This is a genomic window from Roseiterribacter gracilis (genome assembly GCA_018332375.1).
GTDB classification, from domain to species: Bacteria; Pseudomonadota; Alphaproteobacteria; order BOG-932; family Roseiterribacteraceae; genus Roseiterribacter; species Roseiterribacter gracilis.
Genome location: BOPV01000001.1, coordinates 2,313,532 through 2,338,370 on the forward strand (window position 1 = coordinate 2,313,532; position 24,839 = coordinate 2,338,370).

Below are 24,839 nucleotides of genomic sequence, written 5' to 3' on the forward strand. Positions count from 1 at the left end.
ATGAGGGTCGCCTTTCTCGGTACGCCCGAATTCGCGGTCCCAGCGCTCGACGCGATCGCGAAAGCGGGGCACGAGATCGTCTGCGTCTACAGCCAGCCACCGCGCCCCGCCGGCCGCGGCCACAAGCTTGTCGCGTCACCGATCCAGCATTGGGCTGAGGCCAACGGGATCGAAGTCCGCACGCCCGTCTCGCTCAAAGACGAAGCGGTGCGCGATGCGTTTCGTAATCTGAAGCTCGATGTTGCGGTGGTCGCCGCTTACGGGCTGATCCTGCCGCGCGCCATTCTCGATGCGCCGACCTATGGCTGTCTCAACATCCATGCGTCGTTGCTGCCGCGCTGGCGCGGTGCGGCGCCGATCGAGCGCGCGATCCTGGCGGGTGACGCGCAGACCGGCGTCACGATCATGCAAATGGAGGTCGGGCTCGATACCGGCCCGATGCTGCTGACCGAACGCGTTGCGATCGGGCCGCGCACGACGGCGACCGCGCTCACCAACGAACTATCCGCGTTGGGCGCCAAGGCGATCGTGCAGGCGCTGGCCGACATCAAACACCTGACGCCGCAAACGCAACCGGCCGACGGCGTCACCTACGCCGCCAAACTGACGCGCGAAGAAGGTCGCATCGACTGGACGCGCAACGTCGTCGATCTCGATCGGCAAGTGCGCGCGCTCAACCCGCGCCCGGGTGTGTGGTTCGAAGCAGGCGGTGAACGGGTAAAGCTGTTGCGCGCTGCGATCATGCCCGGCCCGGCCGGTGCGCCGCCCGGCACCTTGCTCGACGACGATCTGACCGTTGCATGCGGCGATGGCGCGCTGCGCCTCACCGAATTGCAACGCGCCGGCAAGGCGGCGCAGCCGGCGACGGAATTCCGCCGCGGCTTCACCTTGCCGCCGGTCTTGTCGTGACTCAGTCTTCGTCGGTGTCGACGGCGACGGGATCGCTGGCGGGAAAGCTTTCTTCCAGCGCTTCGTCGAGCTGGTCTTCGTCGTGCTTTTTGTCGGTCTGTGTCTTTTTCGGATCCATCACGTCCTCCTGCGCCTAGTGAACGCCGAATGCGCTGGAAACTCACCCTGGAATATGACGGAACGCCGTTTGTCGGCTGGCAACGCCAGGAACCCGGCCTGTTGTCGATTCAACAGGCGCTGGAAGACGCGATCACCGCGTTCAGCGGCGAGACTGCCGCCGTCACCACGGCCGGCCGCACCGATGCCGGCGTTCATGCCGAAGGCCAGGTCGTGCATGTCGATCTGACGCGCGACTGGTCGGTGAAGACGGTGCGCGACGCGATCAACGCGCATCTGCGGCCGTTGCCGGTCGCGGTGCTGCATGCCGAACCGGTCAGCGACGAATTCAACGCGCGCTTCTCCGCCAAGCTGCGCGCCTATCGCTACACGATCCTCAACCGGCGCGCGCCGCCAACCTTGGAAGCGAACCGGATCTGGCACGTCGTGCCGAAGATGGACATCGAACCGATGCGCGAAGGCGCTGCGCATCTACTGGGTCATCACGATTTTTCCAGCTTCCGCGCCGCCGATTGCCAGGCGAAATCGCCGATGCGCACGCTGGACAAGCTTGAGATCACGCGCGACGGCGACCGCATCATCTTCATCGCCGAGGCGCGTTCGTTCCTGCATCACCAGGTGCGGAACATGGTGGGCACCTTGTCGATGGTCGGAAAAGGGCGCTGGACACCCGACGACGTCAAACAAGCGCTCGAAGCCTGCGATCGCGCAGCAGCAGGCCCGACTGCACCGCCCGAAGGTCTGGTGCTGACGCGCGTCGGTTACTGATCCAGCAGAATCCCGCCCCAGGCGGACGGATCACTGTCAGCGATGGTTTGCGAGAAGGTCCAGACATGGCCAGCTGGATCGGTCGCCGTATATTGCCGCTCGCCATAGGGCATATCGGCTGGTCGTTGCACGATCCGCGCACCATGCCGCTCGGCGTGCGCACAATGCGCATCGGCGTTCGCGATCCGCACCATCACCGAATTGCCGCCGCCGCCGAAATCGCCTTGCGCGACGACGATCGCACCGCCCGCGAATTGCAGTTGCGCGCGATGATCGCCGATGCGCAGCCGTTCGGTGAAACCGAAGGCGCGGGTAAGAAACAGCACCGCGGTCGCAACGTCCGGATAGGACAAGACCGGAATCACCGTCGCATCGGGCATCGAGCGATTGTGCGGCATCACGTTGGCTCCCATCCGCATTGGCGCAACCGCTCCAGCATATGGGGCGGCGGCGGTGCTTCAACATGCACGGGATCGCGGCTGGGATAGAGCGGCAAGGTGATCGCGCGGGATTGGAGATGCAGCGTGCCGTCGGCGCCACCGCTGCCGTACAGCTGATCCCCCACGATCGGCCAGCCCATTGCCTGCGCGTGGACGCGCAATTGATGCGTCCGCCCGGTGCGCGGGTTGAACTCGATCCAGGCGATGCCAGGCCCGCGTCCGCGCACGCGATAGTCGGTCACGGTTTCCATCCCGTCTGGATCGACCTTCATGTGCCAACGATCTTTGCGTTCGCTCTTCTTCGCCAGCGCTAAATCGATCGTACCGCTATCCTGTTCGGGCGCGCCTTCGACGATCGCCCAATAGGTTTTCCCGACGCGCTTGCTCTCGAACATCCGGCCCAGCTTGGCCAACGCCTTGCGATGCCGGCCCAGCACGAGACAGCCCGACGTGTCGCGATCCAACCGGTGCGCCAACGACGGCACGCGCGGCAACCCAAAGCGCAACGCGTCGAGATATTGTTCAAGATTGTCGCCACCACCGGGACCAGCGTGCACAGGCAGGCCGGCGGGCTTGTCGATCACCAGGATCAGCGCGTCGCGATAGAGCAACCGCGCCAGCATCTCATCTGGCGTCACGCGAAATAGCGTTCGAGCAACGCCTCGTAGACGCGCGTCAACTGCGCCAGGTCATCGAGCGCCACATGCTCGTCGATCTTGTGCATCGACCGGCCGACCAGACCGAACTCGACCACCGGGCAATAGCGCGCAATGAAACGTGCATCCGACGTACCGCCCGTGGTCGACAGGTCGGGTTTGCGGCCGGTGACGGTTTCGATCGCGCCCGCCACCAGCGACGTCCATGCGCCCGGCGCGGTACGAAAACTTTCGCCCGACACATGCACCGCCAGATCATGCGCGCCGGCATGGGCCGCGATGGTCTTGCGCAGATGCGCCTCCAACGTGGCGCCGTTCCACGTGTCGTTGAAGCGCACGTTGAACAGCGCGTGGACGGCGCCCGGAATGACGTTGGTCACTTTCGTGTCGGTCCACATCGACACGACTTCAAGATTGGACGGATCGAAGAATTCGGTGCCGGCGTCGAGCGGCTGCGCCTTGAGCGCCGCCAAGGTCGCGATCATGCGGGGGATCGGATTGTCGGCGCGCTGCGGATAGGCGACGTGGCCTTGCGTGCCCTTCACCGTCAACGTGCCGGTCAGCGAGCCGCGGCGGCCGATTTTGACCATGTCCCCGATCGCATCGGGATTGGTCGGCTCACCAACGACGCAGACGTCGAGCTTCTCACCGCGTTCGGCGAGCTTTTCGAGCATCTTTTTCGTGCCGTTGATGGCGACGTCTTCTTCGTCACCGGTGATCAGCAGCGCAATCGAGCCGCGCGGCTTGCCCTGGCGCGCAAGATGCGTCGACACCGCAGCGATGAAGGCGGCAATGCCGCCTTTCATGTCCGATGCGCCGCGTCCGTAGAGATTGCCGTCGGCAATCTCGCCAGCAAACGGATTGTGGCGCCATGCCTCGGCAGGACCGGGCGGCACAACGTCGGTATGACCGGCAAAGGCCAGCACCGGCGCTTGCGCGCCGAGACGCGCATAGAGATTGTCGATCGGTGCGGTGCCGTCCTGTTCGAACCGCATGCGCTCGCAACGAAAACCGAGCTTGGTCAGCGCGTCTTCCAGCACCGCAAGCGCGCCTGCATCCGCCGGCGTCACCGACGGGCAGCGGATCAGCGCCCGCGTAAGCTCGACCGCGTCAATTGACATCAGTCGCGCAGCAAATCGTTGATTGCGGTCTTGGCGCGCGTGCTTGCGTCGACGCGCTTCACGATCACCGCGCAATAGAGCGACGGGCCGCCATTGTCCGACGGCAAGGTGCCGGGCACGACGACCGAATAGGCCGGCACGCGACCGCGGAACACTTCGCCGGTGGCGCGATCGACGATCTTGGTCGAAGCACCGAGATAGACGCCCATCGACAAGACGGCGCCGCGTTCGACACGTACGCCTTCGGCAACTTCGGCGCGCGCGCCGATGAACACGTCGTCTTCAATGATGACCGGATCGGCCTGCATCGGCTCAAGCACGCCGCCGATGCCGACGCCGCCCGACAGATGACAATTGGCACCGATCTGCGCGCAGCTGCCGACCGTGGCCCACCCATCGACCATCGTGCCCTTGCCGACATAGGCGCCGACATTGACGAAGCTCGGCATCAGAATGACGCCCGGCGCGATATAGGCCGAGCGGCGCACGACCGAGCCCGGCACTGCGCGAAAGCCCGCTTCTTTGAATTGCGCTTCGGTCCAGTTGCCGAACTTGGTCGGCACTTTGTCGAACCAGCCGCCCTCCATCGGAATCGAGTCACTGAGGCGGAAGGACAGCAGCACCGCCTTCTTGAGATACTGATTGACCTTCCAGCCATCCGCCGTCGGCTCGGCGATACGGCGCTCGCCGCGATCGAGCAGATCGAGCGCCTGCTCGACTGCGTCGCGCACGGCGCCCTTGGTGCCGGGATTGACGTCGGCCCGGTTTTCCCAAGCCTGGTTCAGGGTCGTTTCGAGATCTTGGCTCATGCTGGGTCCAGCGGATTTTTCCGCGAAGTGGTTACCGGTTCGCGGAGGAAAAATCCGCCACTAAAAGTTAGGGGGATCGACCCGAGGGTCGATCATCCCGTAGCACCGACGACGCTTTCCAGCCAGTCGGTCAGGTTGGTGATGGTGTAATCGACGAACGGTCCGCGCGGCCTGGCGCCGTCGACGCCGATCGAACCTTCCAGCCAGACCGTCGTCATGCCCATCGCTTTGGCCGGCTCGAGATTGACCGCGAGATCTTCGACCATGCAGGCGCGCGCCGGATCGATTCCGAAACGCTGCGTCAACGTCAGATAGGGGCGCGGATCCGGTTTGGGCACGTAGTCGGCGGCGATGATGTCGAAGATTTCGACGAAGTGCTTGTCGATGCCGAGCTTGGCCAGAATGCGCGACGCGTGGGTGCGGCTGCCGTTGGTATAGACCAGCCGCCGTCCCGGCAGTTTTTCGATCAGCGCGCCCAGGCGCGGATTGGGCCCCAGCGACGTCAGATCGATGTCGTGCACATAGCCGAGAAAGTCGTCGGGATTGACGTCGTCATGCAGCATCAAGCCGCGCAACGTCGTGCCGTACTTCTTGTAGTAGGCCCCGCGTTTTTCGATCGCTTCTGCTTCGCTGAGCTGGAACCGGTCCATGATCCAGCGCGTCATGCGCACCGACACTTGCGGGAACAGATCGCTGTCAGCGGGATACAGCGTGTTGTCGAGATCGAAGATCCAGCTATCGATATTCTTGAGCGCGTTGGTCACAGCGTCTTTCTGCTTTTCAATGCGGCGGTCAGCGTACCGTCGTCGAGATAATCCAGTTCGCCGCCGATCGGCACGCCGTGGCCGAGGCGAGAGACCGCAACGCCGGTGCTGGCGAGACGGTCGGTGACGTAATGCGCGGTCGCCTGGCCTTCGACCGTGGCACTGGTGGCAAGAATGATCTCGCGCACGCCGTCGTCATGCGCGCGCCGCACCAGCGACGCGATGCGCAGATCGTCGGGGCTGATCCCGTCGAGCGCCGACAAGGTTCCGCCCAACACGTGATAGCGGCCGCGGAACGCACCCGATCGTTCCAGCGCCCACAAATCGCCGACGTCTTCGACGACGCAGATCGTGTGGCTGTCGCGCGCCTTGTCGTTGCAGACAGCGCACGGATCGACCGTATCGAGATTGCCGCAGACCGAGCAGTCCTGCACCGACGCAGCAGCCGCCTGAATCGCTTCGCCCAGCGGCGTCATCAACTGCTCGCGCTTTTTCAGCAAGGTCAGCGCCGCGCGCCGCGCCGAGCGCGGGCCCAGACCCGGCAACTTGGCGAGGAGCTGAATCAGTTTTTCGAGGTCTGCGCCGCTCATCGCCAGCCGCTCAACGGACGTCGAGTTGCAGCTCGCCCACGCCTGCAACATTGCCGACCAGCTTGTCGCCGCGTTTCACCGGACCGACGCCTTCGGGCGTGCCGGTGAAAATCAGATCGCCAGGCGCGAGCTCAACAAAGCGCGAGATCGCTGCAATCGTCTCAGGCACGGTCCAGATCATGTCATTCAGATCGCCGCGCTGTTTTTCGACGCCGTTGATCGACAGCGTGATCGCGCCTTTGTCGGGATGGCCGATCTTCGACGCCGGCACGATCGAGGTGATCGGCGCCGACTGGTCGAAGCCTTTCGCCATGTCCCACGGATGCGACTTGGTTTTGAATCCCGCCTGCAGATCGCGCTTGGTCAAATCGACGCCGACCGCATAGCCCCAGACATGGTTCAACGCGTCCGCGGGTGCGATGTCGGCGCCGCCTTTGCCGATCGCGACCACGAGTTCGATTTCGTGATGCAGATCGTTGGTTGCGCGCGGATAGGCGATCGATGCCGGCGTCGGCACCAGCGCGTCGGCGGGCTTGGTGAAAAAGAACGGCGGCTCGCGCGTGTCGGCCCCCATCTCGCGCGCATGGGCGGCGTAGTTGCGGCCGACGCAGAAGACGCGGCGCACGGGAAAGCGCGCGCTGCTGCCTTCGACCGGCAACGTGGTCGGTGTCGGCGCGGGAATGACTGTTTCGGTCATGAGACGGTACTCGGTGTGGGGCTGAGATCAGCGAAAAGACGGTCGGGCGGCAAGCCGTGATCGAACAGCAGGTCGCGCGCATGTGCGACCATCGCCGGCGGCCCGGCAAGATAGGCGTCGAAGCCCGACAAATCCGGATGATCGGCAAGCACGACATCGCCGACCAGGCCGGTGCGATAGCGCGTCGTCGAATCCGGCGCCGACAGAACCGGTACGAAGCGGAAATTCGGATGGCGCGACAACAAGGCGTCGAACCGTTCCTGGCCGTAGAGATCGCGTTCGGTTCGCACACCGAAATACAGCTGCACGCTGCGCGTTGGATCGCGCGCCAACGCGGTCTCGACGATGGCGCCCATCGGCGCCAATCCCGAACCGCCTGCAATCACCAGCATCGGACGATCGGAAATGTCGCACAGCACCGCTTCACCGAACGGTCCCTGCACGCGCACTTCATCGCCCGGCTTTAAATCGCGGCAGGCATGCGCGCTGGCGCCGGCACCAACGTCACGAATGTGAAACTCGACATGGTCGTCGCCGGGCTTGGACGCGATCGAATAGTCGCGCGGCTCGTGCCCGTGAAAGCGCAGGCGCGCATATTGTCCGGCGCGGAACGCGAAGTCCTGCTCCATGCGCAGCCGCAGACGGCGGATGTCGTGCGTCACCGGCTCGACCGCGACGACCTTGGCGACTTTTTCAATCATGCGGCGCGCCGCAATTTTTCCGCCCGCGCGCGCATCGCAGCAGCAAAGGCACCAAACAGCGCGCGACTGACCGCGTCATCGGCGAAGCGATATTCCGGGTGCCATTGCACGCCAACGGCAAAGTTCGGCGCATCGGCAACGCGGACTGCTTCGATCGTGCCGTCTTCGGCAGTCGCTTCGACATCGAGGTTCGGCGCCAACCGGTCGATCGCCTGCCAATGGACGGAATTTACCGCAGCCTGTTCGGTGCCCAGCGCGGTCGCGAGCATGCCGCCCGGCGCCAATTGCACGCGGTGCGACGGCGCGTAGCGCACGTCGATCGATGCATCGAGCGGCGCGCGGTGATCGTGACGGCCTTCTTCTTCGTGCACGCGCTCGTGCAACGTGCCGCCCAGCGCGACATTCAGCTCCTGCACGCCGCGGCAGATCGCCAGCAGCGGAACGCCTGCGGTCAGCGCCGCACGGATCAATGGCAAGGTCGAGGCGTCGCGGCGCGCATCTTTCAGCGTGCCCGCGGGCGAGGCCCCGTTGCCGTAGCGCGCCGGGTCGACGTTGGACGGGCTGCCCGGGATCAACAGCCCATCGATCCGCGTCAGCAGCGCGTCGATCGGCAGCGCTTCGGCCAGCGCCGGGATCAGCACCGGCACAGCGCCGAGCGCGCCGGTGACGGCGAGCACGTATTTCTCGTTGACGATGTGAAAGGGCGTCCCGGCGAGATAGCGAAAATCAGCCGGAATGCCGACCAACAGGGCCGCGTCCATAGTCATCGGTGGTAGCACATAGGTCGGGGCCCAGGCGGCGGCAAATCAGCCGCCCCGCTTGCGCTCCCAGGCCAGCGCCGAGGCGACGATCGTGTCGAGATCCTCAAACCGCGGCGTCCAGCCGAAATCCCGGCGTAAGCGCGTCGAGTCCGCAACCAGGGTCGGCGGATCGCCGGGCCGGCGCCGCCCGATGGGCGCGTCGAGCTTGTGGCCCGCCGCACGTTCGACCGCATGCACTACGTCGCGCACCGATGCGCCTTGGCCGTAGCCGACATTCAGCGTCAGCGCGCTTTGCCCGGCCGCCAGCGCGTCGAGCACCGTCAGATGCGCCGCGACCAGGTCAGTGACATGCACATAGTCGCGCACGCAGGTTCCATCCGGCGTCGGATAGTCGTCACCGTGGATCGCGAAACTGGCACGGCCTAGCGCGGCCATCACGGCGCGACGGATCAGATGCGTGACCTCGCCGCCAGCCTGACCGCTGCGCAGCTGCGGATCTGCGCCCGCGACGTTGAAATAGCGCAGCGCCGCCCAGCGCAGGCCGTGTGCGGCGCCGACATCGGCAAGCGTGCGCTCGGTCATCGCCTTGGACGCGCCGTACGGATTGATCGGCGCCAGCTGCGCGGTCTCCGGGATCGGCGTGACGTCGGGTGCGCCATAGACAGCGGCGGTCGACGAAAAAACCAGGCTGCGCACGCCGGCATCGACGCAGGCAGCCAGCAAAGCAGCCGACCCGGCGACGTTGTTGCGATAGTAGCGCAGCGGATCGCGCACGCTTTCGCCAACGCTGATCGAGCCCGCGAAATGCAGCACCGCGCGCACGCGATGGTCGCGCAAGATGGCGCCCATCGTTGGCTCATCGGCGATATCGGCCTGCACGAACGGGACTGCGGCTGGAATGAGATCGCGCGTGCCGGCCGACAAATCATCGACGGCGACGACGTCGTGGCCCGCATCAGCGAGCGCGAGCACGGCATGGCTGCCGATATAGCCGGCAGCGCCGGTCACAAGCACGGTCATGGAAGAACGAACTACGCCGCTATGCGAGCGGCGTCACCCAGGTGGCTTCGCGGCCTTTATCGACCTGCTGCACCTTCATCTGCACGCGCTGGCCTGCTTCGAGCTGGTTCAGGCCGCAGCGGCGCAGCACGCTTTTATGGACGAACACGTCCTTGGCACTGTCGTCGGCGGTGATGAACCCGAAGCCTTTGTCAGGTTTGAACCACTTCACCGTGCCCGCCATCTCTTCGGTCGGTCCGCTGTCGCGCGTAAAGTCACGTTGGGGGCGCGCCGTCGCCGGGCGCTCGGCCCGCAGCGTGCCCTGATCCAGCAGTTCGACGATCCGCATGACCTGCGGGCCTTTGGGGCCTTGGCCAATTTCGCATACGAGTTCGGCCTGCTCGCCAATCTCCTGTAGACCAGCGCGATGCAGCACCGAGACGTGCAAAAAGGCATCCGGCGTCCCGTCCGTCGGCGAGACGAACCCAAAACCTTTTGTGGCGTTGAACCATTTCAGGCGCGTCTTGACTGAGGCGCTGTCGCCACTGCCGTCAAAAGCTTCTTCAAGACGAGACAAGTCAGGCCTGCGCCAGTTGGTCGCGGAAGCTTGGATTGTATGCACAGCCAATCCACGGGCGCCAACGGCTTTTTTCCAGAGCGTTGCGGCACTATCGTCGGCGGTAAACGGATAACAACGAAATCAATGGGGGAGGCTCCGCGTGCAGCTGGCGTCTGGGCAAACGGTCGAGTACCCGTGGTTCAAAGCCTATCCGGCAGACGTCGCCTGGAACGCCCCGCTGCAACTCAAACCGATGCCGACAGTCTTGGCGGAGACGGTCGAGCGGGTCGGCGACCATGCCGCCATCGATTTCATGGGAAAGGTCACGTCCTACCGCGAGCTTGGCGCGCTGGTGGACCGTGCCGCCAAAGGCCTGCTGGCGCTTGGCGTCAAGAAGGGCACGCGCGTCGGCCTGTTCCTGCCCAACTGCGTCTATGCGGTCGCCGCCTACTACGCCGCGATGAAGGCGGGCGCGACGGTGGTGAATTCGAACCCGCTCTACACCGAGCGAGAAGTTCGCCATCAGGTCGAAGATTCCGGCATCGAGATCATGATCACGCTCGACGTGGCCATGCTGCACGCCAAGCTGGTGCCGCTGTTGGGCTCCAGCTCGATCAAAAAGCTGGTCATGTGTTCGATGGCGGAAGCGCTGCCATTTCCCAAGTCGCTTCTCTACCCGCTGGTCAAACACAAGGACATCGCCAGATGGCCGCGCGACGCCAACCATGTCGCGTGGCGCGACTTGGTCGCCAATGACGGCAAGTTCGACGCGCCAGTGCTGGACGCGCTCAACGATATTGCAGTGCTGCAGTACACCGGCGGCACGACCGGCACGCCCAAAGGCGCGATGCTGACCCACGCCAATCTGTGCGCCAACACCGAACAGGCGTCGCTGTGGTGCGGCAGCGGGCTGCAACTGACGACACGCGACAAGATGCTGGGCGTGATCCCGTTCTTTCACGTCTTCGGCATGACGGCGGTGATGAATTTCGCGATCCTGCGCGGCATCACGATCGTGCCGTTGCCGCGCTTCGACATCAAACAGACGCTGGAAACGATCGCGAAGAAGAAGATCACGATCTTTCACGCGGTGCCGACCATCTACACCGCGATGAACAATCATCCTGATCGTCTCAAATATGATCTGAGCTCGATCCGTCTTTGTATCTCGGGCGGCGCACCGCTGCCGATGGAAGTGAAAGAACAGTTCGAACATGGAACAGGCTGTTCCCTGGTCGAAGGCTACGGGCTTAGCGAGACGTCACCGATCGCCTGCTGCAATCCGCCGACCGGCCGCAGCAAATCTGGTTCGATCGGACTGCCAGTGCCGCAGACGATCGTCGAGATCGTGTCGCTGGAAGACCGCACCACCTTGGTTGCGTGCGGTGAGAAAGGCGAAGTCTGTATCTCGGGCCCGCAGGTGATGAAGGGTTATTGGAACAAGCCCGCCGAAACCGCCGACGTGATGAACGGCGCCCGTTTCCATACCGGCGACGTCGGCTACATGGACGAAGACGGTTACACCTTCATCGTCGACCGGTTGAAAGACATCGTCATTGCGTCGGGCTACAAAATCTATCCGCGCAAAGTCGAAGAAGAGATCTATCAGCACCCGGCTGTCGAAGAATGCGTCGCGGGCGGCATCAAAGACGCGTATCGCGGCGAAACGCTGAAAGTCTGGATCAAATGCCGCGAAGGCATGACGCTCAGCGACGCCGAGCTGCGCGCGTTCCTGAAAGATCGCCTGTCGCCGATCGAAATGCCGAAGCTGGTCGAATTCCGCGACGTGCCGCTGCCGAAAACGCTGATCGGCAAACTGTCGCGCAAAGCGCTGCTCGACGAAGAAGCAGCGAAATCGCCAGCGTGACGAGGGGCGGTCGAGTGAAGTAAGCGCTCACACTAGGCGCAAGCTTTGACAATGCGGGGCGCATTTGGCGAAATCCAAAAGTGACCCCGGCGCAGATCTTCTTGTCGAATATGCTGTCATTTCTCGTCGTGCTGACAGCGGCATGTGCGATCGGCGTTACGCAACGAGACCGCGTGCAGTGGCGCTGGCTGGTCGTTGCAGCGGCGCTTTTCGTCGTGCATGAAATTGCACTCGACAGGTTCCTGTTACTCCCGCGCGACCCAATCGGCACGAGCCGTTGGAACTGGACCGGCAAGGCGCTCGCATTCTTGGCCATGCTCGCAATCGCGCACCTGCCCGCCTTCGGCCGTCTGCGAACAGGATGGACATTGCGCCAATCCGAAAATGGCCGCCCGATGACGTGGTTTGCGGCTGCGCTCGTTACCGCGCTCATCGTCGGACTGGCGATCGCGTTCCCGACGCGCAACGCGACGTCGGACACGCTGATCTATCAGCTCACCATGCCCGGGCTCGACGAAGAGCTGTTTTTCCGCGGAGTGTTTTTGCTGGCGCTCAACGAAGCCTTCATCGGCCGGATCCGGATCGGCGGCATCTCGGTCGGTTGGGGCGGCCTTTTGTCGTGTGCGTTGTTCGCGCTGGTGCACGCGCTGCAATTCAAAAACGGCGAGATTGCATTTGCCGCGACTGCATTCGGCGGGACGTTCGTGCCCGCATTGCTACTGCTGTGGTTTCGCGAGCGAACCGGAAGCCTGCTGTTGCCGATTGTTTTGCACAATTTCGGCAACAGCGCCTCGTACTTCTTTTAGTCGCCAGCTTGCACCCGCGCGCGAATTAGCTGCGGCCTTGGTCGCCGGTCCAGCGCTTCAACCAGCCTTCAACCGCCTGGTGCCATTGCACGCTGTTCTGCGGCTTCAGCACCCAGTGGTTTTCTTCCGGGAAGTAGAGGAATTGCGACGGCACGCCACGACGCTGTAGCGCCGTGAACGTGCCGAGCCCTTGCTCCAGCGGCACGCGGAAGTCTTTGCCGCCCTGCACGACCAGCATCGGCACGCGCCACTTGTCGACGAACTGCACCGGGTTGAAGGTTTCGAACGTGGTGTTCTTCTCCCACGGCGCGCCGCCATTCTCGCGCTCGTTGAACCAAAGTTCTTCGGTCGAGAAATACATCGAACGCTGGTCGAGAATGCCGTCGTGATTGACGAGGCATTTCCACGGCTCGTTCCACTTGCCCGCGATCCAATTGACCATGTAGCCGCCATACGAGCCGCCAAGCGCGCAAGCGCGGTCGCCGTCGAGAAAGTCGTATTTACTGAGCGCGTACGCCCAGCCCTTCTGCAGATCCTCGAGCGGGCGATCGCCCCAATGTTCCTTGATCGCGTCGGTGAAGGCTTGGCCGTAGCCGGTCGAACCGTGGAAATCGATCATCACCACGGCATAGCCGGCGCCGACATAGGTCTGCGGATTCCAACGGAAGTGGAAGTTGTTCGAAAAGCTTCCTTCCGGACCGCCGTGGATCAGGAACGCGACTGGTAGCTTCTTGCCCGCTGGTGCGTTCGCGGGCTTCACCACGAAGCCGTACACGGTTTCGTCGTTCCAGCCTTTGAACGAGAACTGCTCGTACGTGCCGAGCTCGATGCCGCGCATCTTCTCGGCGTTGAATTTGCTGATCGCCTTGGCCGCACTGCCATCGAGCTTTGCGGTCCACAGCTGCGGCGGTCCCGACAGGCTATCGAGCGTGTAGACGACGCGGTCCTTGTCGAGATCGTAGCTGCCGACATGCCCGTCGCCGGTGACCTTTTTGACCTGACCGCTGGCGACGTCGACCGCGAAGATGCGGTGATTGCCGACATCATCGGCGTCGGTGAACAGCGTCTTGCCGTCGCTGCTCCAGAGGAATTCGCCCGACGAACGATCCCAGTTGGACGCAACTTCGCGCGTCGCACCCGTCTTCAGATCGCGCAGATACACGCCGAACCGGTCGGATTCATCAGCCGGCACTTTCATCGCGCGATAGGCGAGCGTGCTTCCATCCGGCGATACGGACGGCGCCGAATCCCAGGCCGTGTTTGCTTTGGTCAGATTTTCCGGCGCGCTGCTGCCATCGGCGGCGGCGCGGAAAATATCGAAATTGGTGCTCCAGGCTTCTGCACGTCCGACGGCGCGCACGGCGAAGAACACGGTCTTGCCGTCGGGCGTGACCGCGATGTCTTTTTCGTCGTTGAACGGCTTGCCCGGAACGTCGCCGTCGATGCCGCGGCTCAACCACACCGGGGTTCCGGTCGCGGCGCCGTTGGCGTCGAGCGCGATGCTGAACAGTTGTTTGCGGCGACCGTCTTCCCATTCGTCCCAGTGACGAACCATCAAACGATCGAACAGCTTGCCCGCTTGCGGACGCGCGGCGGCATCGTCGAGACGTTTCTTGGTGCAGACGAAATCAGCGCCGCAATCCATGAACACCGACACCGACACCAGCAGCTTGGTGCCGTCGGGCGACAGAAGAAAATGTTCGACGTCGAGCGGCAGCTTGGTCACCTGCATCGGTGCGCCACCAGTTGCGGCGACGCGCCAGGCTTGGTGGTTCGACAGAACCAGAACGCTTTTCCCGTCACGGCTCCAACGCGGCGACGTCGCGTCGAATCCGGCCGGCGTCAAACGCGTCGGCGTTGCGGCGTCGCTGTCGGACGGCAAGGTCCAGACGCCGGTCGATGCTTTGTCGGCGGCGAAATCGACTTCGCGCAGCTGGTAGGCGATCCGTGTTCCATCCGGCGACAGGCGCGGCGCGCTGACACGATCCAGCGTCGCCATGTCTTGTGCGGTGAACGGGCGAGCATTCGCGCCAGCGGCGCTCAGGAAAACTGTTGCGACGAGAAGCGCGCGGGAAAGAAACACTGGAATTCATCCTGCCTGCTGAAACGCAAGCTACGGATGTACACGGATCGCCCCGCGGAGGGGATAGCTTCTAAGTCGCAACAGCTTTGCAGGTGCCGGATCAGACGGAGGCAAGCTCGCCTTCAAATTCCTTGGCCAAGGTTTCGAGAATGGCGCGCGAACCTTCCTCGCGACCTTCGACCTTGTCGAAACCGTCGAGATACGCCCCCTGCTCGGTAAAGATCAGTCGCGTACCGGCCGCTTCTTGTTTGAATTCCATCGTTGCGAGCGAAACCGACATGCGCGTTTCGCCCATCCGCATTTCGTAGCTCAACACGATACGCTCGTTCGGCACGATGTCCTGGTAGCGCGCGTCATAGGCGATCACGACACCGCCGCCGGGCGGAATGCTGTCACATGTCTCACGGCCACCGACGCGAAAATCCAGCGCGTAGCTTTTCGTTTCCCATCCTTCGGTGGTGCCGAACCAACGTTGCTTTGCGGTTGGATCGGAGAAGGCGCGGAAGACGCGCGCCGGCGACGCGGGATAAACGCGATCGATCGAGAAGGTCGCATGCGTGACCGAGTGTTTCGACATTGGACGTTCCTTGTCGGTGGGGAGCTATTTGGAGTCGGGATCGTCGTCCTGCGCGGCGAGATAGTCGCCGAGCTGGTCGAAACGGCGTTCCCAAAGCGAGCGTCGTTCGTTGATCCAGTGTTCTGCGGTTTGCAGCGCTACGGGCTCGATCTGGCACGTCCGCACGCGCCCGACTTTTTCCGTGCGCACCAGCCCGCTCGTTTCCAGCACTTGCAGGTGCTGCATCACCGCCGACAGCGACATGGCCAACGGCTTGGCGAGTTCGCTGACGGCGGCGGGGCCGCGGCTCAGCCGCTCGACCATGATCCGTCGCGTTGGATCGGCAAGCGCCTGAAAGACGAGATCGAGCGGGGCTTGATTGTTAAGCACTCGCTTAAGTATCAGGCCCGGCCGCTAGCCGCAAGCCAAACCAGTTTCCCGGCTTTAAGCCCCCGTAAATTCCCGACCTTTCGACTAGTGACCGTTCCCGGCGTATGCCCCGTTGACTCTCAATGACCCGATAGGCACCTTACGTTAACGTAAGGTGCCAGGACGAACCCGAGTGCTGATGGCGATGACGAACATGGACGACGACCGCGTCTTCCAGATCGGCGAGTTGGCTGAGGAATTCGGCCTCACTCTCCGCACCATGCGGTTCTACGAAGATTACGGGCTGCTTCGGCCCGAGCGAGACGGATTCGCGCGCCGGTACAAACACCGCGACCGCGCCAAACTGTCTTTGATCTGCCGCGCCAAGCGGCTGGGCTTCACGCTCGAAGAGATCAAACAGTTCCTCGAACTCTATTCGATCTCCGATCACCAAGTCGGGCAGATGCAATATCTGCTCGACCGTGCGCGCGCACGCGCCGCCGCGATCGAGCAGCAGATTGAAGACGGGAAACAAACGCTGACAGAGCTGCGCGAAATCGAAGCGCAGATCGAACGACATCTGACAAAACAATCCGGGCAAGACTGAACGCCGCTCCAGGATAAGGCAAGGGAAGGAAAGCCATGAAGAACGCCGTGATTGCCGGCTACGTCCGGTCGCCATTCCATTTCGCCAACAAAGGCGCCCTGACCAAAGTCCGACCCGACGATCTCGCCGCGCATGTCGTCAAAGCGCTGGTCGAGCAAACCAAGATCGATCCCAAAGACATTGAGGATCTGATCGTCGGCAACGCGTTTCCCGAAGGCGAACAAGGTTTCAACGTTGCGCGTCTGATCGCGTTGATCGCCGGTCTGCCGCTCAGCGTTGCAGGCACCACCGTCAATCGCTTCTGCGGTTCGTCGATGCAGTCGGTGCACATGGCTGCGGGCGCGATCGCAACCGGTTCGGGCGATGTGTTCATCGCAGCCGGCGTCGAAAGCATGACGCGCGTGCCGATGGGCGGCTACAACCCGATGCCCAATCCGGCGCTGATGAAAGCCTCGGCCGCCTATATGTCGATGGGCGAGACCGCCGAAAATCTCGCGGTCAAATATCAGATCACGCGCGCCGATCAGGAAAAGTTCGCGACCATCTCGCACCAGCGCGCCGCCAAGGCTGCTGCTGAAGGCAAGTTCAAAGACGAGATCGTGCCCATCAGCACGAACGGCATTGTCGTCGACAGCGACGGCACCATTCGTCCCGACACGACGCCCGAAGGCCTGTCGACTTTGAAGCCTGCGTTCAGCGTCGAAGGCACGGTTACTGCCGGCACCTCGTCGCCGCTGACCGACGGTGCGTCGGCGGTGCTGGTGGTCAGCGAGGACTACGCCAAGGCGCACGGCCTCAAGATCCTCGCCAAGATCCGTTCGACTGCGGTTGCGGGCTGCGCGCCCGAGATCATGGGCATCGGCCCGGTCCCGGCATCGCAAAAAGCGCTGCAGCGCGCCGGCCTGAAGATCGGCGACATCGATCTGTTCGAACTCAACGAAGCTTTCGCCGCGCAGGCGATGAGCGTGATGCGCGAACTCGGCATCGATCACGCCAAAGCCAATCTCGATGGCGGCGCGTTGGCGCTGGGTCATCCGTTGGGCGCATCGGGCGGCCGCATCACCGGCAAAGCCGCGTCGCTGCTGCAGCGTGAAAAGAAGCAGTTCGCGCTGGCGACGATGTGCATTGGTGGCGGCCAGGGAATCGCGACTGTTCTGGAAGCGGTCTAAACCGATGGCCGAGATCAAAAAGGTTGCCGTCATCGGCTCCGGCGTGATGGGCGGTGCGATCGCCGCCCATGTCGCCAATGCCGGTATTCCAGTCGTCCTGCTCGACGTCGCCGCCAAAGAAGGTGATCGCAGCGCGATCGCCAAAGGTGCGATCGACCGTCTGCTGAAGACCGATCCCGCGCCGTTCATGCACAACAAGAATGCGCGGCTGATTACGCCGGGCAATCTCGACGACGATCTGAACCTGCTCGCCGACGTCGACTGGATCGTCGAAGCGATCGTCGAACGTCTCGATATCAAACACGCGCTGTACGAAAAGCTCGAGAAGGCGCGCAAGCCCGGCTCGATCGTATCGTCGAACACCTCGACCATTCCGCTCGATAAACTGGTCGAAGGCCGCTCGGCCGAGTTCCAGCGCGACTTCGTCATCACGCACTTCTTCAACCCGCCGCGCTACATGCGCTTGCTGGAGCTGGTGGTCGGCAAGAAGACGTCGCCCGACGTCGCCAAGACGATCGAGAAATTCTGCGACGTGAATCTCGGCAAGGGCGTCGTGCATTGCCACGACACGCCGGGCTTCATTGCCAATCGCATCGGCACCTTCTGGATCCAGCAAGCGATCAACAGCGCGATGGATCTGGGACTGACGGTCGAAGAAGCCGACGCAGTCAGCGGGCGCCCGATGGGCATTCCAAAGACCGGCGTGTTCGGCCTGGTCGATCTCGTCGGCCTGGATCTGATGCCGCACATCTCGGCGAGCTTGCTGTCGACGCTGCCGCCCAAGGATGCGTATCGCGACATCGCGCGCGACGTACCGTTGTTCAAGAAGCTGATCGAGTCCGGCTATACCGGCCGCAAAGGCAAAGGCGGCTTCTACCGTCTCGATCGCACCGGCGGCGCCAAGACCAAACAGACGCTCGATCTCGTCAGCGGCGAATATCGCAACGAGCAGCGCGCCCAATTGACCGCACTCGACGCGTCGAAGGCCGGCGGGCTGAAAGGTCTCGTCACCAGCGACGACAAAGGCGGCAAGTTCGCCTGGGCGGTGCTGTCGGCGACGTTGTCCTACGCGGCCGACCTGGTGCCCGAAATCGCCGACACGGTGCACGACCTCGATGAAGGCATGCGTCTCGGCTATGCGTGGAAGCGCGGTCCGTTCGAATTGATCGACGAACTCGGCACCGGCTGGTTCGCCGACAAGCTGAAAGCCGAAGGCAAGCCGATTCCGAAGATGCTGGCGGTGGCCAACGGCCGTCCCTTCTACCGGGTCGAGAACGGCAAGCTGCAGCAGCTGCTGCCCAGCGGCGACTATGCCGACATCAAACGTCCGGACGGCGTGCTGTTGCTCGCCGACATCAAGCGGGCGTCGAAGCCGGTGGCCAAGAACGCCTCGGCGCAGTTGTGGGATATCGGCGACGGCGTGTTGTGCCTCGAATTCCGTTCCAAGATGAATTCGATGGACGCGGACATCATGGCGATGATCCAGCGCGCCATCGGCACGATCGGCGACGGCAAGAGCGGCCCGTACAAAGCGTTGGTCGTTTACAACGAAGGCGACAATTTCTCGGTCGGCGCCAATCTCGGCCTCGCGCTGTTCGCGCTGAACCTGGCGATGTACCCGCAAGTCGAAGAAATGGTTTCGGGCGGGCAGCAGACCTACAAGGCGATGAAATACGCGCCCTTCCCCACCGTCGTCGCGCCGTTCGGCATGGCGCTGGGCGGCGGTTGCGAGATCGTGCTGCACGCGTCAGCAGTACAGGCGCATGCCGAGCTTTATATCGGCCTCGTCGAAGTCGGCGTCGGCCTGATTCCGGGCTGGGGCGGCTGCAAGGAAATGATCGTCCGCCACCAGCAGAACAAGAAGCGTCCGGGCGGACCGATGCCGGCGGTCGGCAAAGCGTTCGAAATCATTTCGACCGCGACCGTGTCGCGTTCGGCAGCGCAGGCGCAGGAATATCTGTTCCTGCGCGACAGCGACGGCATCACGATGAATCGCGATCGCCTTCTCGCCGACGCCAAGGCACGCGCGCTGGAATTGTCGAAAGACTACAAGCCGCCAGTGGCGCCGGAAATTCGCCTGCCGGGACCGACTGCGAAAGCAGCGTTCAAACTTGCGGTCGATGGGTTCGTCGCAAGCGGCAAGGCAACTGCGTACGACCAGGTCGTGTCGGACGCGTTGGGCGACATTCTCTCGGGCGGCAACACCGACATCACCGAGATCAAAACCGAAGACGACATCACCGCGCTGGAACGAGCCGCCTTCATGAAGCTCGTGCGCAATGACGGAACGGTGGCCCGGATCGAGACGATGCTCGAAACCGGGAAACCGCTGCGGAATTAGGGAGAGCGACGATGCCCAGCTACAAGGCGCCGATCGAAAACGTCCGCTTCATTTTGAATGAAGTGTTCGACGTGTCGGAGATCGCAAAGCTTCCCGGCTACGAAGACGCAACGCCGGACGTCATCGACGCCGTGCTCGAAGGCATGGCGCAGTTCTGCGAAGAAGTGATCCAGCCGCTGAATCTCAGCGGCGACGCGGAAGGCTGCAAATACGAGAACGGTGTCGTGCGCACGCCGAAAGGCTTCAAGGAAGCGTACGACCAATATGTCGCCGGCGGCTGGATGGGCGTGACGTCCAATCCGGCGTACGGCGGCCAAGGCTTACCGCATACGGTCGGTTCGGTGCTGGAAGAATTCGTCACCTCGGCGAACATGTCGTTCGGCATGTATCCGGGCCTGTCGACCGGCGCCATTCGCGCCATCGAACATTGGGCGCCCGAACATCTGAAACAGACCTATCTGCATAAGATGGTGGCGGGCACTTGGTCGGGCACGATGTGTCTGACCGAAGCGCATTGCGGCACCGATCTCGGCCTGATCCGCACCAAAGCATCGGCCGCCGACAGTGACGGCAGCCACAAAATCACCGGCAGCAAGATTTTCATCTCGGCTGGCGAACAGGACCTGACCGAGAACATCATTCATCTCGTGTTGGCCAAGCTGCCCGACGCGCCGCCCGGCGTGAAAGGCATCTCGCTGTTCATCGTGCCGAAGTTCCTGCCGAAAGAAGACGGCAGCGTCGGCCCGCGCAACGGCGTGATGTGCGGCTCGATCGAACACAAGATGGGCATCAAGGCGTCGGCCACCTGCGTCATGAATTTCGACGAAGCCAAAGGCTGGCTGATCGGCGAACCGCACAAAGGCATGCGGGCGATGTTCACGATGATGAACGCCGCGCGCTTTGGCGTGGCGATGCAGGGGCTCGGCATCGCCGAAGTCTCGTATCAAAACGCGGTCGCCTACGCGAAAGACCGTATCCAGGGTCGTGCGCTGACCGGCGCCAAAGAAAAGGACAAGCCGGCCGACCCGATCATCGTCCATCCCGACGTGCGCAAGAACCTGCTGACGATGAAAGCCTTCACCGAAGCAGCGCGCGCGCTGTCGGTGTGGGTGGGCATGCAGCTCGACGTGATCGAAAAACATCCCGATCCGAAAGTGCGCCAAGAAGCCGACGACCTTCTGGCGCTGATGACGCCGATCCTGAAGGCGTATTTCAGCGACATGGGATCGGAAGTCGCCAATCTCGGCGTGCAGATCTATGGCGGACACGGCTACATCCACGAATGGGGGATGGAGCAGTTCGTGCGCGATGCGCGCATCGCGCAGATCTATGAAGGTGCCAACGGCATTCAGGCGCTCGACCTGGTCGGCCGTAAGCTGCCGCAGAATATGGGCCGTCCGCTTCGCCGCTTCTTCCATCCTGCTTCGCAATTCATCGAAGCCGAAATGGAGAACCCGGCACTCGCCGAGTTCATGCCGCATTTTGCCAAAGCGTTCGGCAAGTTGCAGCAAGCGACCGCGATCATCGCGCAGAAGGGCATGAGCAATCCGGACGAAGCGGCCGCCGCATCGACCGACTATCTGCGCATGTTCGCGCTGGTTGCGATGGCGTTCATGTGGCTGAAGATGGTCAAGGTCGCCGTCGCCAAACTGCCGGACGCAAACGGCCGTGCCAGTTTCTATGACGGCAAGATCAAAACCGCGCGCTTCTTCTTCCAGAAGATGTTGCCGGAAACCGAAACAAGGTTCCGCACGATCATGGCCGGTTCGAAGTCGCTGATGGATCTCGACATGGAGCAATTCTGATGAGCCTCGAAGACCTCCAGCAGAAGCTGGCGATGAAGGCCCGTACGTCCCCGCCCTTGGGGAAGACGGTGAAATTCGATCTCGGCGCCGACGGTGCGCTGCGCATTGAAGGTCAGACTGTGCTCGTCGACGCGGGTGCGCCCGCCGACACGACGATCACCATGACGCGCGTCAATTTCGAGAAGCTGCTGGCCGGCGATCTCGACCCGACGCTCGCTTTCATGACTGGCAAGCTGAAAGTCGCCGGCGATATGGGCGTCGCGATGAAATTGTCGTCGCTGCTCGAGGATTGATCCTTGTCGCTGTTCGTCCGACTGGTCGCCGTCATTCTCGGCGCGTTGTACGGGCGCAAACTGGGGCCGATGGAGGAGAGCCGGTTGGCCATGCGCGTATGGCTGACCGATCTCGATCCCAATCTGCACATGAACAACGGTCGCTACCTGACCGTCATGGATCTCGGCCGTTTCGATCTGATGATCCGGATCGGCCTGGCACGCACGGCGATGAAGAAGCGCTGGATGCCAGTCGTCGCCGCCGCGCAAATACGCTATCGCCGTTCGCTGGCACCGTTCGAACGCTACACGCTGACGACGAAGCTGCTGAGCTGGGACGGCAAATGGTTCTATCTCGAACAGCAATTCGTGCGTCGCGACGGCAGCGTCGCCGCACTGGCCTGGGTCAAGGTAGCGATCCGCAAGCCTGGCGGCACGGTTGACGCGGACGAGCTGCAGCAGGCGATGGGGCTGGCGCTGGTGCCGCTCCCGCTGGCACCCAACGTTGCGCGCTGGATCGAACTGACCAACGAACCGTCAAAAATCGCGAACGCGGCGTAAAGCATGATCCGCCATCTTGCGTTGGCGTGCTTTCCCGCCGCGAACCGGCCCCCACTTCGCGGGAAAACAAGCTAGCTGCTTGTTCGGAAACCTCCGGTCCCGCAACATCGCACCATGACGATGCCGACCGAAGCCAGCCCGCACCGCGCCCGCGCCGCCCTCAAGGCTGCGATGGTGGCGGCGATCGTGCTGGTCATCCTGATCGGCGCGCTGGCGATCGTTGATGCAGACGCGGTCTATAATCTGAAGAGACGGCTCTCGCTGTGGTTGATCCTGGCGATCGTGGTGATCATCGATCTCCTGTCCTTCATCGTGTTTGCGTTGCTTTTCGCCGCTTATAAGTGGATCAAACGCGACCTCGACCCTGCTACCGACGATTGAGTGACACGTGAGCGACTGGACGCGCGGCTACCGGACGGACGTCAATTACACGCCGGGCTACTATCCGTATTTGAACCCGGCCGCGCATGCCTTCGCGTTGTTGGCCGCCGGCTGGCGCGCGCCGCAGCTCGACCAGCCTTTCACCTATGCCGAGCTTGGCTGCGGCCACGGCCTGTCGGTGCAGGTTCATGCGGCTGCGTCGCATGGGAAGTTCTATGCGAACGACTTCATGCCGGCGCATATCGCCTCGGCGCAGGTACGCATCGCGGCCGCCGGGCTGACCAACCTCGAAATGTCCGACGCGTCGTTCGCCGACTATGTCGACGCGCCGCTTCCCAAACTCGACGCAGTTGTTTTGCACGGCGTCTGGTCATGGGTCGACGACGCATCGCGCAACGACATCCTGCTGTTCCTGCGACGCCACCTGAAACCCGGTGGTTACGTGTTCGTCAGCTACAACGCGTTGCCGGGCTGGGCGCCGATCATGCCGTTGCGCGCACTTCTGCGCAGCGGCCAGGGCCATGACAGCGCGACGCGTGCGCGCGACGGCGCGGCCTTCGCCAGCAAGTTGCTTGATGCAGATGCGCGCTGGTTCAAAGGCAACGAACCCGCGCGTGCGATGCTGGACCGGCTGCGCGGGTTGCCGGGCGCGTATCTGGCGCACGAATATATGAACGACAATTGGCGGCTTCTGTACCACCACGAAGCCGCTGCCGAACTGAACGCCGCCCAGCTTCATTTCGCGACCTCAGCGTCGATGCGCGACAGTCTGGACGAGCTGGTTTTGAACGAAGACCAACGCGCGTTGCTGGCGGGTATTTCCGACGAAACGGCGCGCGAAACGGCGCGGGATTTTTGCGTCAACCCGCTGCTGCGCCGCGACTTGTATCTGCGCGGCGGCGTACGCCTCAGCAAAATCGAACAGCTACAACAGCTGAACGACACAACCTTTGCGCTCAGCATGCCGCGCGCACGGGTTGGACTGCGCATCGAACTTGGCGGCGTCGGGACGGTGACATTGGCGCACGACGTCTATGCGCCGATCCTCGATGCGCTGCGCAATGGCCCGGCGGATCTGGGCCAGATCCGCAACGCGATCGGCGAACACAACGACATCGGGACGACGGTCAACGCGGTGAAGGTTCTGGTCGGCGCGGGATTGATCGTGCCGTGCCTGCCGCGCGCCGGCGTCACCGAACGCAAAGTTGTGACCGATCGGTTCAACGATCGTGTGCTGCTGGAATCGCTGCACGAAGCCGAACTGGACGTGCTTGCATCGCCAATAACCGGCGGCGGATTCCGCCTCGACCGCGTCGAGCGTCTGTTTGTCTTCGCGCAGAAGCGCAACGTCCAAGAGCTCGCCGAGATGGCGTGGCAGATCATGTCGCAACTTGGCGAAGTGCTGCTGCGCGACGGAGAACCGGTGCTGGGCGACGAAGCCAATTTGGCGGAAATGCGAAAGCGCGAAACCCAATTCCGCGCCGAGATGTTGCCGCTGCTCAAGCAGCTGCAGATCCTCTAGAAGCCGGCGGCTTCGCGAATCCCTTTGGCCAGCGCGTCAGACGGCGTGCCGGCCGGAAACACAGTCGCCAAGGTCGCATCCGGTTTCATCAGATAGATGAAGGACGAATGGTCCATCAGATACGAGTCCGCGTCGGCGCCCGGTGATTTGGCGTAGTAGACGCGATAGGCGCGCGTCGCGGCCTGGATTTGCGCGGTCGAGCCAGTCAATCCGACCAGGCGATGTCCGAACAGACCGACATAGTTTTTCAGTTTCTCGGGCGTGTCGCGTGCAGGATCGATCGTCACGAAGATCGGCTGCACCTGCTCGGCCTTGGGACCCAGCTCGTCCATCGCATCGGTCATCGTCTGCAATTCGGTCGGGCAGACGTCGGGGCAGAAGGTGTAGCCGAAATAGACCAGCCGCCAGCGTCCCTTGAATGACGCTTCATCGGTGGGTCGGCCATCCTGATCGACCAAGCGAAGTTCGCCGCCGACCCCGCCCGCGCCGCCGACGCTGCGATCGGTCAGTTTCCACGCGGTGACGATCGCAACCAGCAAGCCAAGCCCGAACAGCGCGAAGATGACGCGCGGCAGAATCAGGTGAGCGGTGGGGCGCCGGGAAGCCATT

The 24,839-nt window shown here is 63.0% G+C and carries 27 protein-coding genes; 12 read left to right on the forward strand and 15 right to left on the reverse strand.

Annotation, left to right across the window (positions count from 1 at the left end):
• Together fmt and truA are read left to right on the forward strand one after the other, a co-directional pair.
• The gene (gene fmt / locus TMPK1_RS11380; RefSeq protein ID WP_420243128.1) at positions 1-909 is read left to right on the forward strand and encodes a methionyl-tRNA formyltransferase; all 909 of its coding nucleotides are present in this window, start codon (positions 1-3) and stop codon (positions 907-909) included.
• Positions 910-1,056: 147 nt separating this feature from the next.
• Positions 1,057-1,794 (forward strand): tRNA pseudouridine(38-40) synthase TruA, encoded by a 738-nt coding sequence (gene truA, locus TMPK1_RS11385; protein WP_420243129.1) that lies wholly within the window; start codon positions 1,057-1,059, stop codon positions 1,792-1,794.
• On the opposite strand, the gene TMPK1_RS11390 is transcribed toward truA, so the two are convergent.
• The 11 genes from TMPK1_RS11390 to TMPK1_RS11440 all read right to left on the reverse strand — a co-directional run bounded on the left by TMPK1_RS11390 (position 1,788) and on the right by TMPK1_RS11440 (position 9,954).
• Positions 1,788-2,192 carry a VOC family protein gene (locus tag TMPK1_RS11390; protein ID WP_420243130.1) on the reverse strand — a complete coding sequence of 135 codons (405 nt, stop codon included), beginning with the start codon at positions 2,190-2,192 and terminating at the stop codon, positions 1,788-1,790. The two genes, truA and TMPK1_RS11390, sit on opposite strands and share 7 nt — an antisense overlap.
• Positions 2,192-2,872 (reverse strand): RluA family pseudouridine synthase, encoded by a 681-nt coding sequence (locus tag TMPK1_RS11395; RefSeq protein ID WP_420243131.1) that lies wholly within the window; start codon positions 2,870-2,872, stop codon positions 2,192-2,194. Before TMPK1_RS11395 ends, TMPK1_RS11390 begins: the two co-directional genes overlap by 1 nt.
• Positions 2,869-4,011: a succinyl-diaminopimelate desuccinylase gene (gene dapE, locus TMPK1_RS11400; RefSeq protein WP_420243132.1), complete on the reverse strand. Its 1,143-nt coding sequence runs from the start codon at positions 4,009-4,011 to the stop codon at positions 2,869-2,871. The genes TMPK1_RS11395 and dapE overlap by 4 nt, the downstream gene beginning before the upstream one ends.
• Complete coding sequence (gene dapD, locus TMPK1_RS11405) at positions 4,011-4,820, reverse strand: 2,3,4,5-tetrahydropyridine-2,6-dicarboxylate N-succinyltransferase (RefSeq protein ID WP_420243133.1); 810 nt, start codon at positions 4,818-4,820, stop codon at positions 4,011-4,013. Before dapD ends, dapE begins: the two co-directional genes overlap by 1 nt.
• A gap of 92 nt (positions 4,821-4,912) precedes the next feature.
• Entirely contained in the window at positions 4,913-5,584 is a 672-nt protein-coding gene (locus TMPK1_RS11410) for a pyrimidine 5'-nucleotidase (RefSeq protein WP_420243134.1), read from the reverse strand.
• Entirely contained in the window at positions 5,581-6,174 is a 594-nt protein-coding gene (gene recR, locus TMPK1_RS11415) for a recombination mediator RecR (protein WP_420243135.1), read from the reverse strand. The genes TMPK1_RS11410 and recR overlap by 4 nt, the downstream gene beginning before the upstream one ends.
• A gap of 10 nt (positions 6,175-6,184) precedes the next feature.
• On the reverse strand, positions 6,185-6,871 hold the full coding sequence (locus TMPK1_RS11420; RefSeq protein WP_420243136.1) for a fumarylacetoacetate hydrolase family protein: 687 nt from the start codon (positions 6,869-6,871) through the stop codon (positions 6,185-6,187).
• Positions 6,868-7,572: an NAD(P)H-flavin reductase gene (locus tag TMPK1_RS11425; protein WP_420243137.1), complete on the reverse strand. Its 705-nt coding sequence runs from the start codon at positions 7,570-7,572 to the stop codon at positions 6,868-6,870. The genes TMPK1_RS11420 and TMPK1_RS11425 overlap by 4 nt, the downstream gene beginning before the upstream one ends.
• The gene (locus TMPK1_RS11430; RefSeq protein ID WP_420243138.1) at positions 7,569-8,339 is read right to left on the reverse strand and encodes a gamma-glutamyl-gamma-aminobutyrate hydrolase family protein; all 771 of its coding nucleotides are present in this window, start codon (positions 8,337-8,339) and stop codon (positions 7,569-7,571) included. The genes TMPK1_RS11425 and TMPK1_RS11430 overlap by 4 nt, the downstream gene beginning before the upstream one ends.
• Positions 8,340-8,378: 39 nt before the next feature.
• The gene (gene galE / locus TMPK1_RS11435; RefSeq protein WP_420243139.1) at positions 8,379-9,353 is read right to left on the reverse strand and encodes a UDP-glucose 4-epimerase GalE; all 975 of its coding nucleotides are present in this window, start codon (positions 9,351-9,353) and stop codon (positions 8,379-8,381) included.
• A 19-nt stretch (positions 9,354-9,372) separates the two neighbouring features.
• Positions 9,373-9,954 carry a cold-shock protein gene (locus TMPK1_RS11440; RefSeq protein ID WP_420245653.1) on the reverse strand — a complete coding sequence of 194 codons (582 nt, stop codon included), beginning with the start codon at positions 9,952-9,954 and terminating at the stop codon, positions 9,373-9,375.
• Between the two features lie 97 nt (positions 9,955-10,051).
• On the opposite strand from TMPK1_RS11440, the gene TMPK1_RS11445 reads away from it, so the two are divergent.
• Together TMPK1_RS11445 and TMPK1_RS11450 are read left to right on the forward strand one after the other, a co-directional pair.
• Complete coding sequence (locus tag TMPK1_RS11445; RefSeq protein WP_420243140.1) at positions 10,052-11,758, forward strand: long-chain-fatty-acid--CoA ligase; 1,707 nt, start codon at positions 10,052-10,054, stop codon at positions 11,756-11,758.
• 110 nt (positions 11,759-11,868) lie between these two features.
• Positions 11,869-12,564: a CPBP family intramembrane glutamic endopeptidase, BDIM_20840 family gene (locus TMPK1_RS11450; RefSeq protein WP_420243141.1), complete on the forward strand. Its 696-nt coding sequence runs from the start codon at positions 11,869-11,871 to the stop codon at positions 12,562-12,564.
• A gap of 25 nt (positions 12,565-12,589) precedes the next feature.
• Here TMPK1_RS11450 and TMPK1_RS11455 read toward each other — a convergent pair whose 3' ends face one another.
• From TMPK1_RS11455 to TMPK1_RS11465, 3 genes are all read right to left on the reverse strand, one after another.
• Positions 12,590-14,563 carry an alpha/beta hydrolase family protein gene (locus TMPK1_RS11455; protein ID WP_420243142.1) on the reverse strand — a complete coding sequence of 658 codons (1,974 nt, stop codon included), beginning with the start codon at positions 14,561-14,563 and terminating at the stop codon, positions 12,590-12,592.
• Between the two features lie 184 nt (positions 14,564-14,747).
• The gene (locus tag TMPK1_RS11460) at positions 14,748-15,224 is read right to left on the reverse strand and encodes an SRPBCC family protein (protein ID WP_420243143.1); all 477 of its coding nucleotides are present in this window, start codon (positions 15,222-15,224) and stop codon (positions 14,748-14,750) included.
• Positions 15,225-15,248: 24 nt separating this feature from the next.
• Positions 15,249-15,593, reverse strand: coding sequence for an ArsR/SmtB family transcription factor (locus TMPK1_RS11465; protein ID WP_420243144.1), 345 nt, complete (start codon positions 15,591-15,593; stop codon positions 15,249-15,251).
• A 178-nt stretch (positions 15,594-15,771) separates the two neighbouring features.
• On the opposite strand from TMPK1_RS11465, the gene TMPK1_RS11470 reads away from it, so the two are divergent.
• The 8 genes from TMPK1_RS11470 to TMPK1_RS11505 all read left to right on the forward strand — a co-directional run bounded on the left by TMPK1_RS11470 (position 15,772) and on the right by TMPK1_RS11505 (position 24,230).
• Positions 15,772-16,179 (forward strand): MerR family transcriptional regulator, encoded by a 408-nt coding sequence (locus tag TMPK1_RS11470; protein WP_420243145.1) that lies wholly within the window; start codon positions 15,772-15,774, stop codon positions 16,177-16,179.
• A gap of 35 nt (positions 16,180-16,214) precedes the next feature.
• The gene (locus TMPK1_RS11475) at positions 16,215-17,348 is read left to right on the forward strand and encodes a thiolase family protein (protein ID WP_420243146.1); all 1,134 of its coding nucleotides are present in this window, start codon (positions 16,215-16,217) and stop codon (positions 17,346-17,348) included.
• 4 nt (positions 17,349-17,352) lie between these two features.
• Positions 17,353-19,689, forward strand: a complete 2,337-nt coding sequence (locus TMPK1_RS11480) for a 3-hydroxyacyl-CoA dehydrogenase/enoyl-CoA hydratase family protein (RefSeq protein WP_420243147.1) — start codon at positions 17,353-17,355, stop codon at positions 19,687-19,689.
• 11 nt (positions 19,690-19,700) lie between these two features.
• Positions 19,701-21,494 (forward strand): acyl-CoA dehydrogenase C-terminal domain-containing protein, encoded by a 1,794-nt coding sequence (locus TMPK1_RS11485; protein ID WP_420243148.1) that lies wholly within the window; start codon positions 19,701-19,703, stop codon positions 21,492-21,494.
• Positions 21,494-21,787 (forward strand): SCP2 sterol-binding domain-containing protein, encoded by a 294-nt coding sequence (locus TMPK1_RS11490; RefSeq protein WP_420243149.1) that lies wholly within the window; start codon positions 21,494-21,496, stop codon positions 21,785-21,787. The genes TMPK1_RS11485 and TMPK1_RS11490 overlap by 1 nt, the downstream gene beginning before the upstream one ends.
• Positions 21,788-21,790: 3 nt before the next feature.
• Positions 21,791-22,327, forward strand: a complete 537-nt coding sequence (locus tag TMPK1_RS11495) for an acyl-CoA thioesterase (RefSeq protein ID WP_420243150.1) — start codon at positions 21,791-21,793, stop codon at positions 22,325-22,327.
• 114 nt (positions 22,328-22,441) lie between these two features.
• Positions 22,442-22,708 (forward strand): hypothetical protein, encoded by a 267-nt coding sequence (locus tag TMPK1_RS11500; protein ID WP_420243151.1) that lies wholly within the window; start codon positions 22,442-22,444, stop codon positions 22,706-22,708.
• 7 nt (positions 22,709-22,715) lie between these two features.
• Positions 22,716-24,230 (forward strand): class I SAM-dependent methyltransferase, encoded by a 1,515-nt coding sequence (locus TMPK1_RS11505; protein WP_420243152.1) that lies wholly within the window; start codon positions 22,716-22,718, stop codon positions 24,228-24,230.
• On the opposite strand, the gene TMPK1_RS11510 is transcribed toward TMPK1_RS11505, so the two are convergent.
• Positions 24,227-24,838, reverse strand: a complete 612-nt coding sequence (locus TMPK1_RS11510) for an SCO family protein (protein ID WP_420243153.1) — start codon at positions 24,836-24,838, stop codon at positions 24,227-24,229. The genes TMPK1_RS11505 and TMPK1_RS11510 overlap by 4 nt on opposite strands.
• Between the last annotated feature and the right edge of the window lies 1 nt (position 24,839).

Bases quoted from the DNA above. Each gene is read 5' to 3' on its own strand.
- TMPK1_RS11480 (WP_420243147.1), top strand. From the start codon at position 17,353: ATGGCCGAGATCAAAAAGGTTGCCGTCATCGGCTCCGGCGTGATGGGC.
- fmt (WP_420243128.1), top strand. From the start codon at position 1: ATGAGGGTCGCCTTTCTCGGTACGCCCGAATTCGCGGTCCCAGCGCTC.
- TMPK1_RS11485 (WP_420243148.1), top strand. From the start codon at position 19,701: ATGCCCAGCTACAAGGCGCCGATCGAAAACGTCCGCTTCATTTTGAAT.
- TMPK1_RS11460 (WP_420243143.1), bottom strand. From the start codon at position 15,224: ATGTCGAAACACTCGGTCACGCATGCGACCTTCTCGATCGATCGCGTT.
- TMPK1_RS11510 (WP_420243153.1), bottom strand. From the start codon at position 24,838: ATGGCTTCCCGGCGCCCCACCGCTCACCTGATTCTGCCGCGCGTCATC.
- truA (WP_420243129.1), top strand. From the start codon at position 1,057: ATGCGCTGGAAACTCACCCTGGAATATGACGGAACGCCGTTTGTCGGC.
- dapD (WP_420243133.1), bottom strand. From the start codon at position 4,820: ATGAGCCAAGATCTCGAAACGACCCTGAACCAGGCTTGGGAAAACCGG.
- TMPK1_RS11470 (WP_420243145.1), top strand. From the start codon at position 15,772: ATGGCGATGACGAACATGGACGACGACCGCGTCTTCCAGATCGGCGAG.
- TMPK1_RS11450 (WP_420243141.1), top strand. From the start codon at position 11,869: ATGCTGTCATTTCTCGTCGTGCTGACAGCGGCATGTGCGATCGGCGTT.
- TMPK1_RS11500 (WP_420243151.1), top strand. From the start codon at position 22,442: ATGACGATGCCGACCGAAGCCAGCCCGCACCGCGCCCGCGCCGCCCTC.
- TMPK1_RS11425 (WP_420243137.1), bottom strand. From the start codon at position 7,572: ATGATTGAAAAAGTCGCCAAGGTCGTCGCGGTCGAGCCGGTGACGCAC.
- TMPK1_RS11455 (WP_420243142.1), bottom strand. From the start codon at position 14,563: ATGGCGACGCTGGATCGTGTCAGCGCGCCGCGCCTGTCGCCGGATGGA.
- galE (WP_420243139.1), bottom strand. From the start codon at position 9,353: ATGACCGTGCTTGTGACCGGCGCTGCCGGCTATATCGGCAGCCATGCC.
- TMPK1_RS11390 (WP_420243130.1), bottom strand. From the start codon at position 2,192: ATGCCGCACAATCGCTCGATGCCCGATGCGACGGTGATTCCGGTCTTG.
- TMPK1_RS11490 (WP_420243149.1), top strand. From the start codon at position 21,494: ATGAGCCTCGAAGACCTCCAGCAGAAGCTGGCGATGAAGGCCCGTACG.
- TMPK1_RS11420 (WP_420243136.1), bottom strand. From the start codon at position 6,871: ATGACCGAAACAGTCATTCCCGCGCCGACACCGACCACGTTGCCGGTC.
- dapE (WP_420243132.1), bottom strand. From the start codon at position 4,011: ATGTCAATTGACGCGGTCGAGCTTACGCGGGCGCTGATCCGCTGCCCG.
- TMPK1_RS11475 (WP_420243146.1), top strand. From the start codon at position 16,215: ATGAAGAACGCCGTGATTGCCGGCTACGTCCGGTCGCCATTCCATTTC.
- TMPK1_RS11430 (WP_420243138.1), bottom strand. From the start codon at position 8,339: ATGACTATGGACGCGGCCCTGTTGGTCGGCATTCCGGCTGATTTTCGC.
- recR (WP_420243135.1), bottom strand. From the start codon at position 6,174: ATGAGCGGCGCAGACCTCGAAAAACTGATTCAGCTCCTCGCCAAGTTG.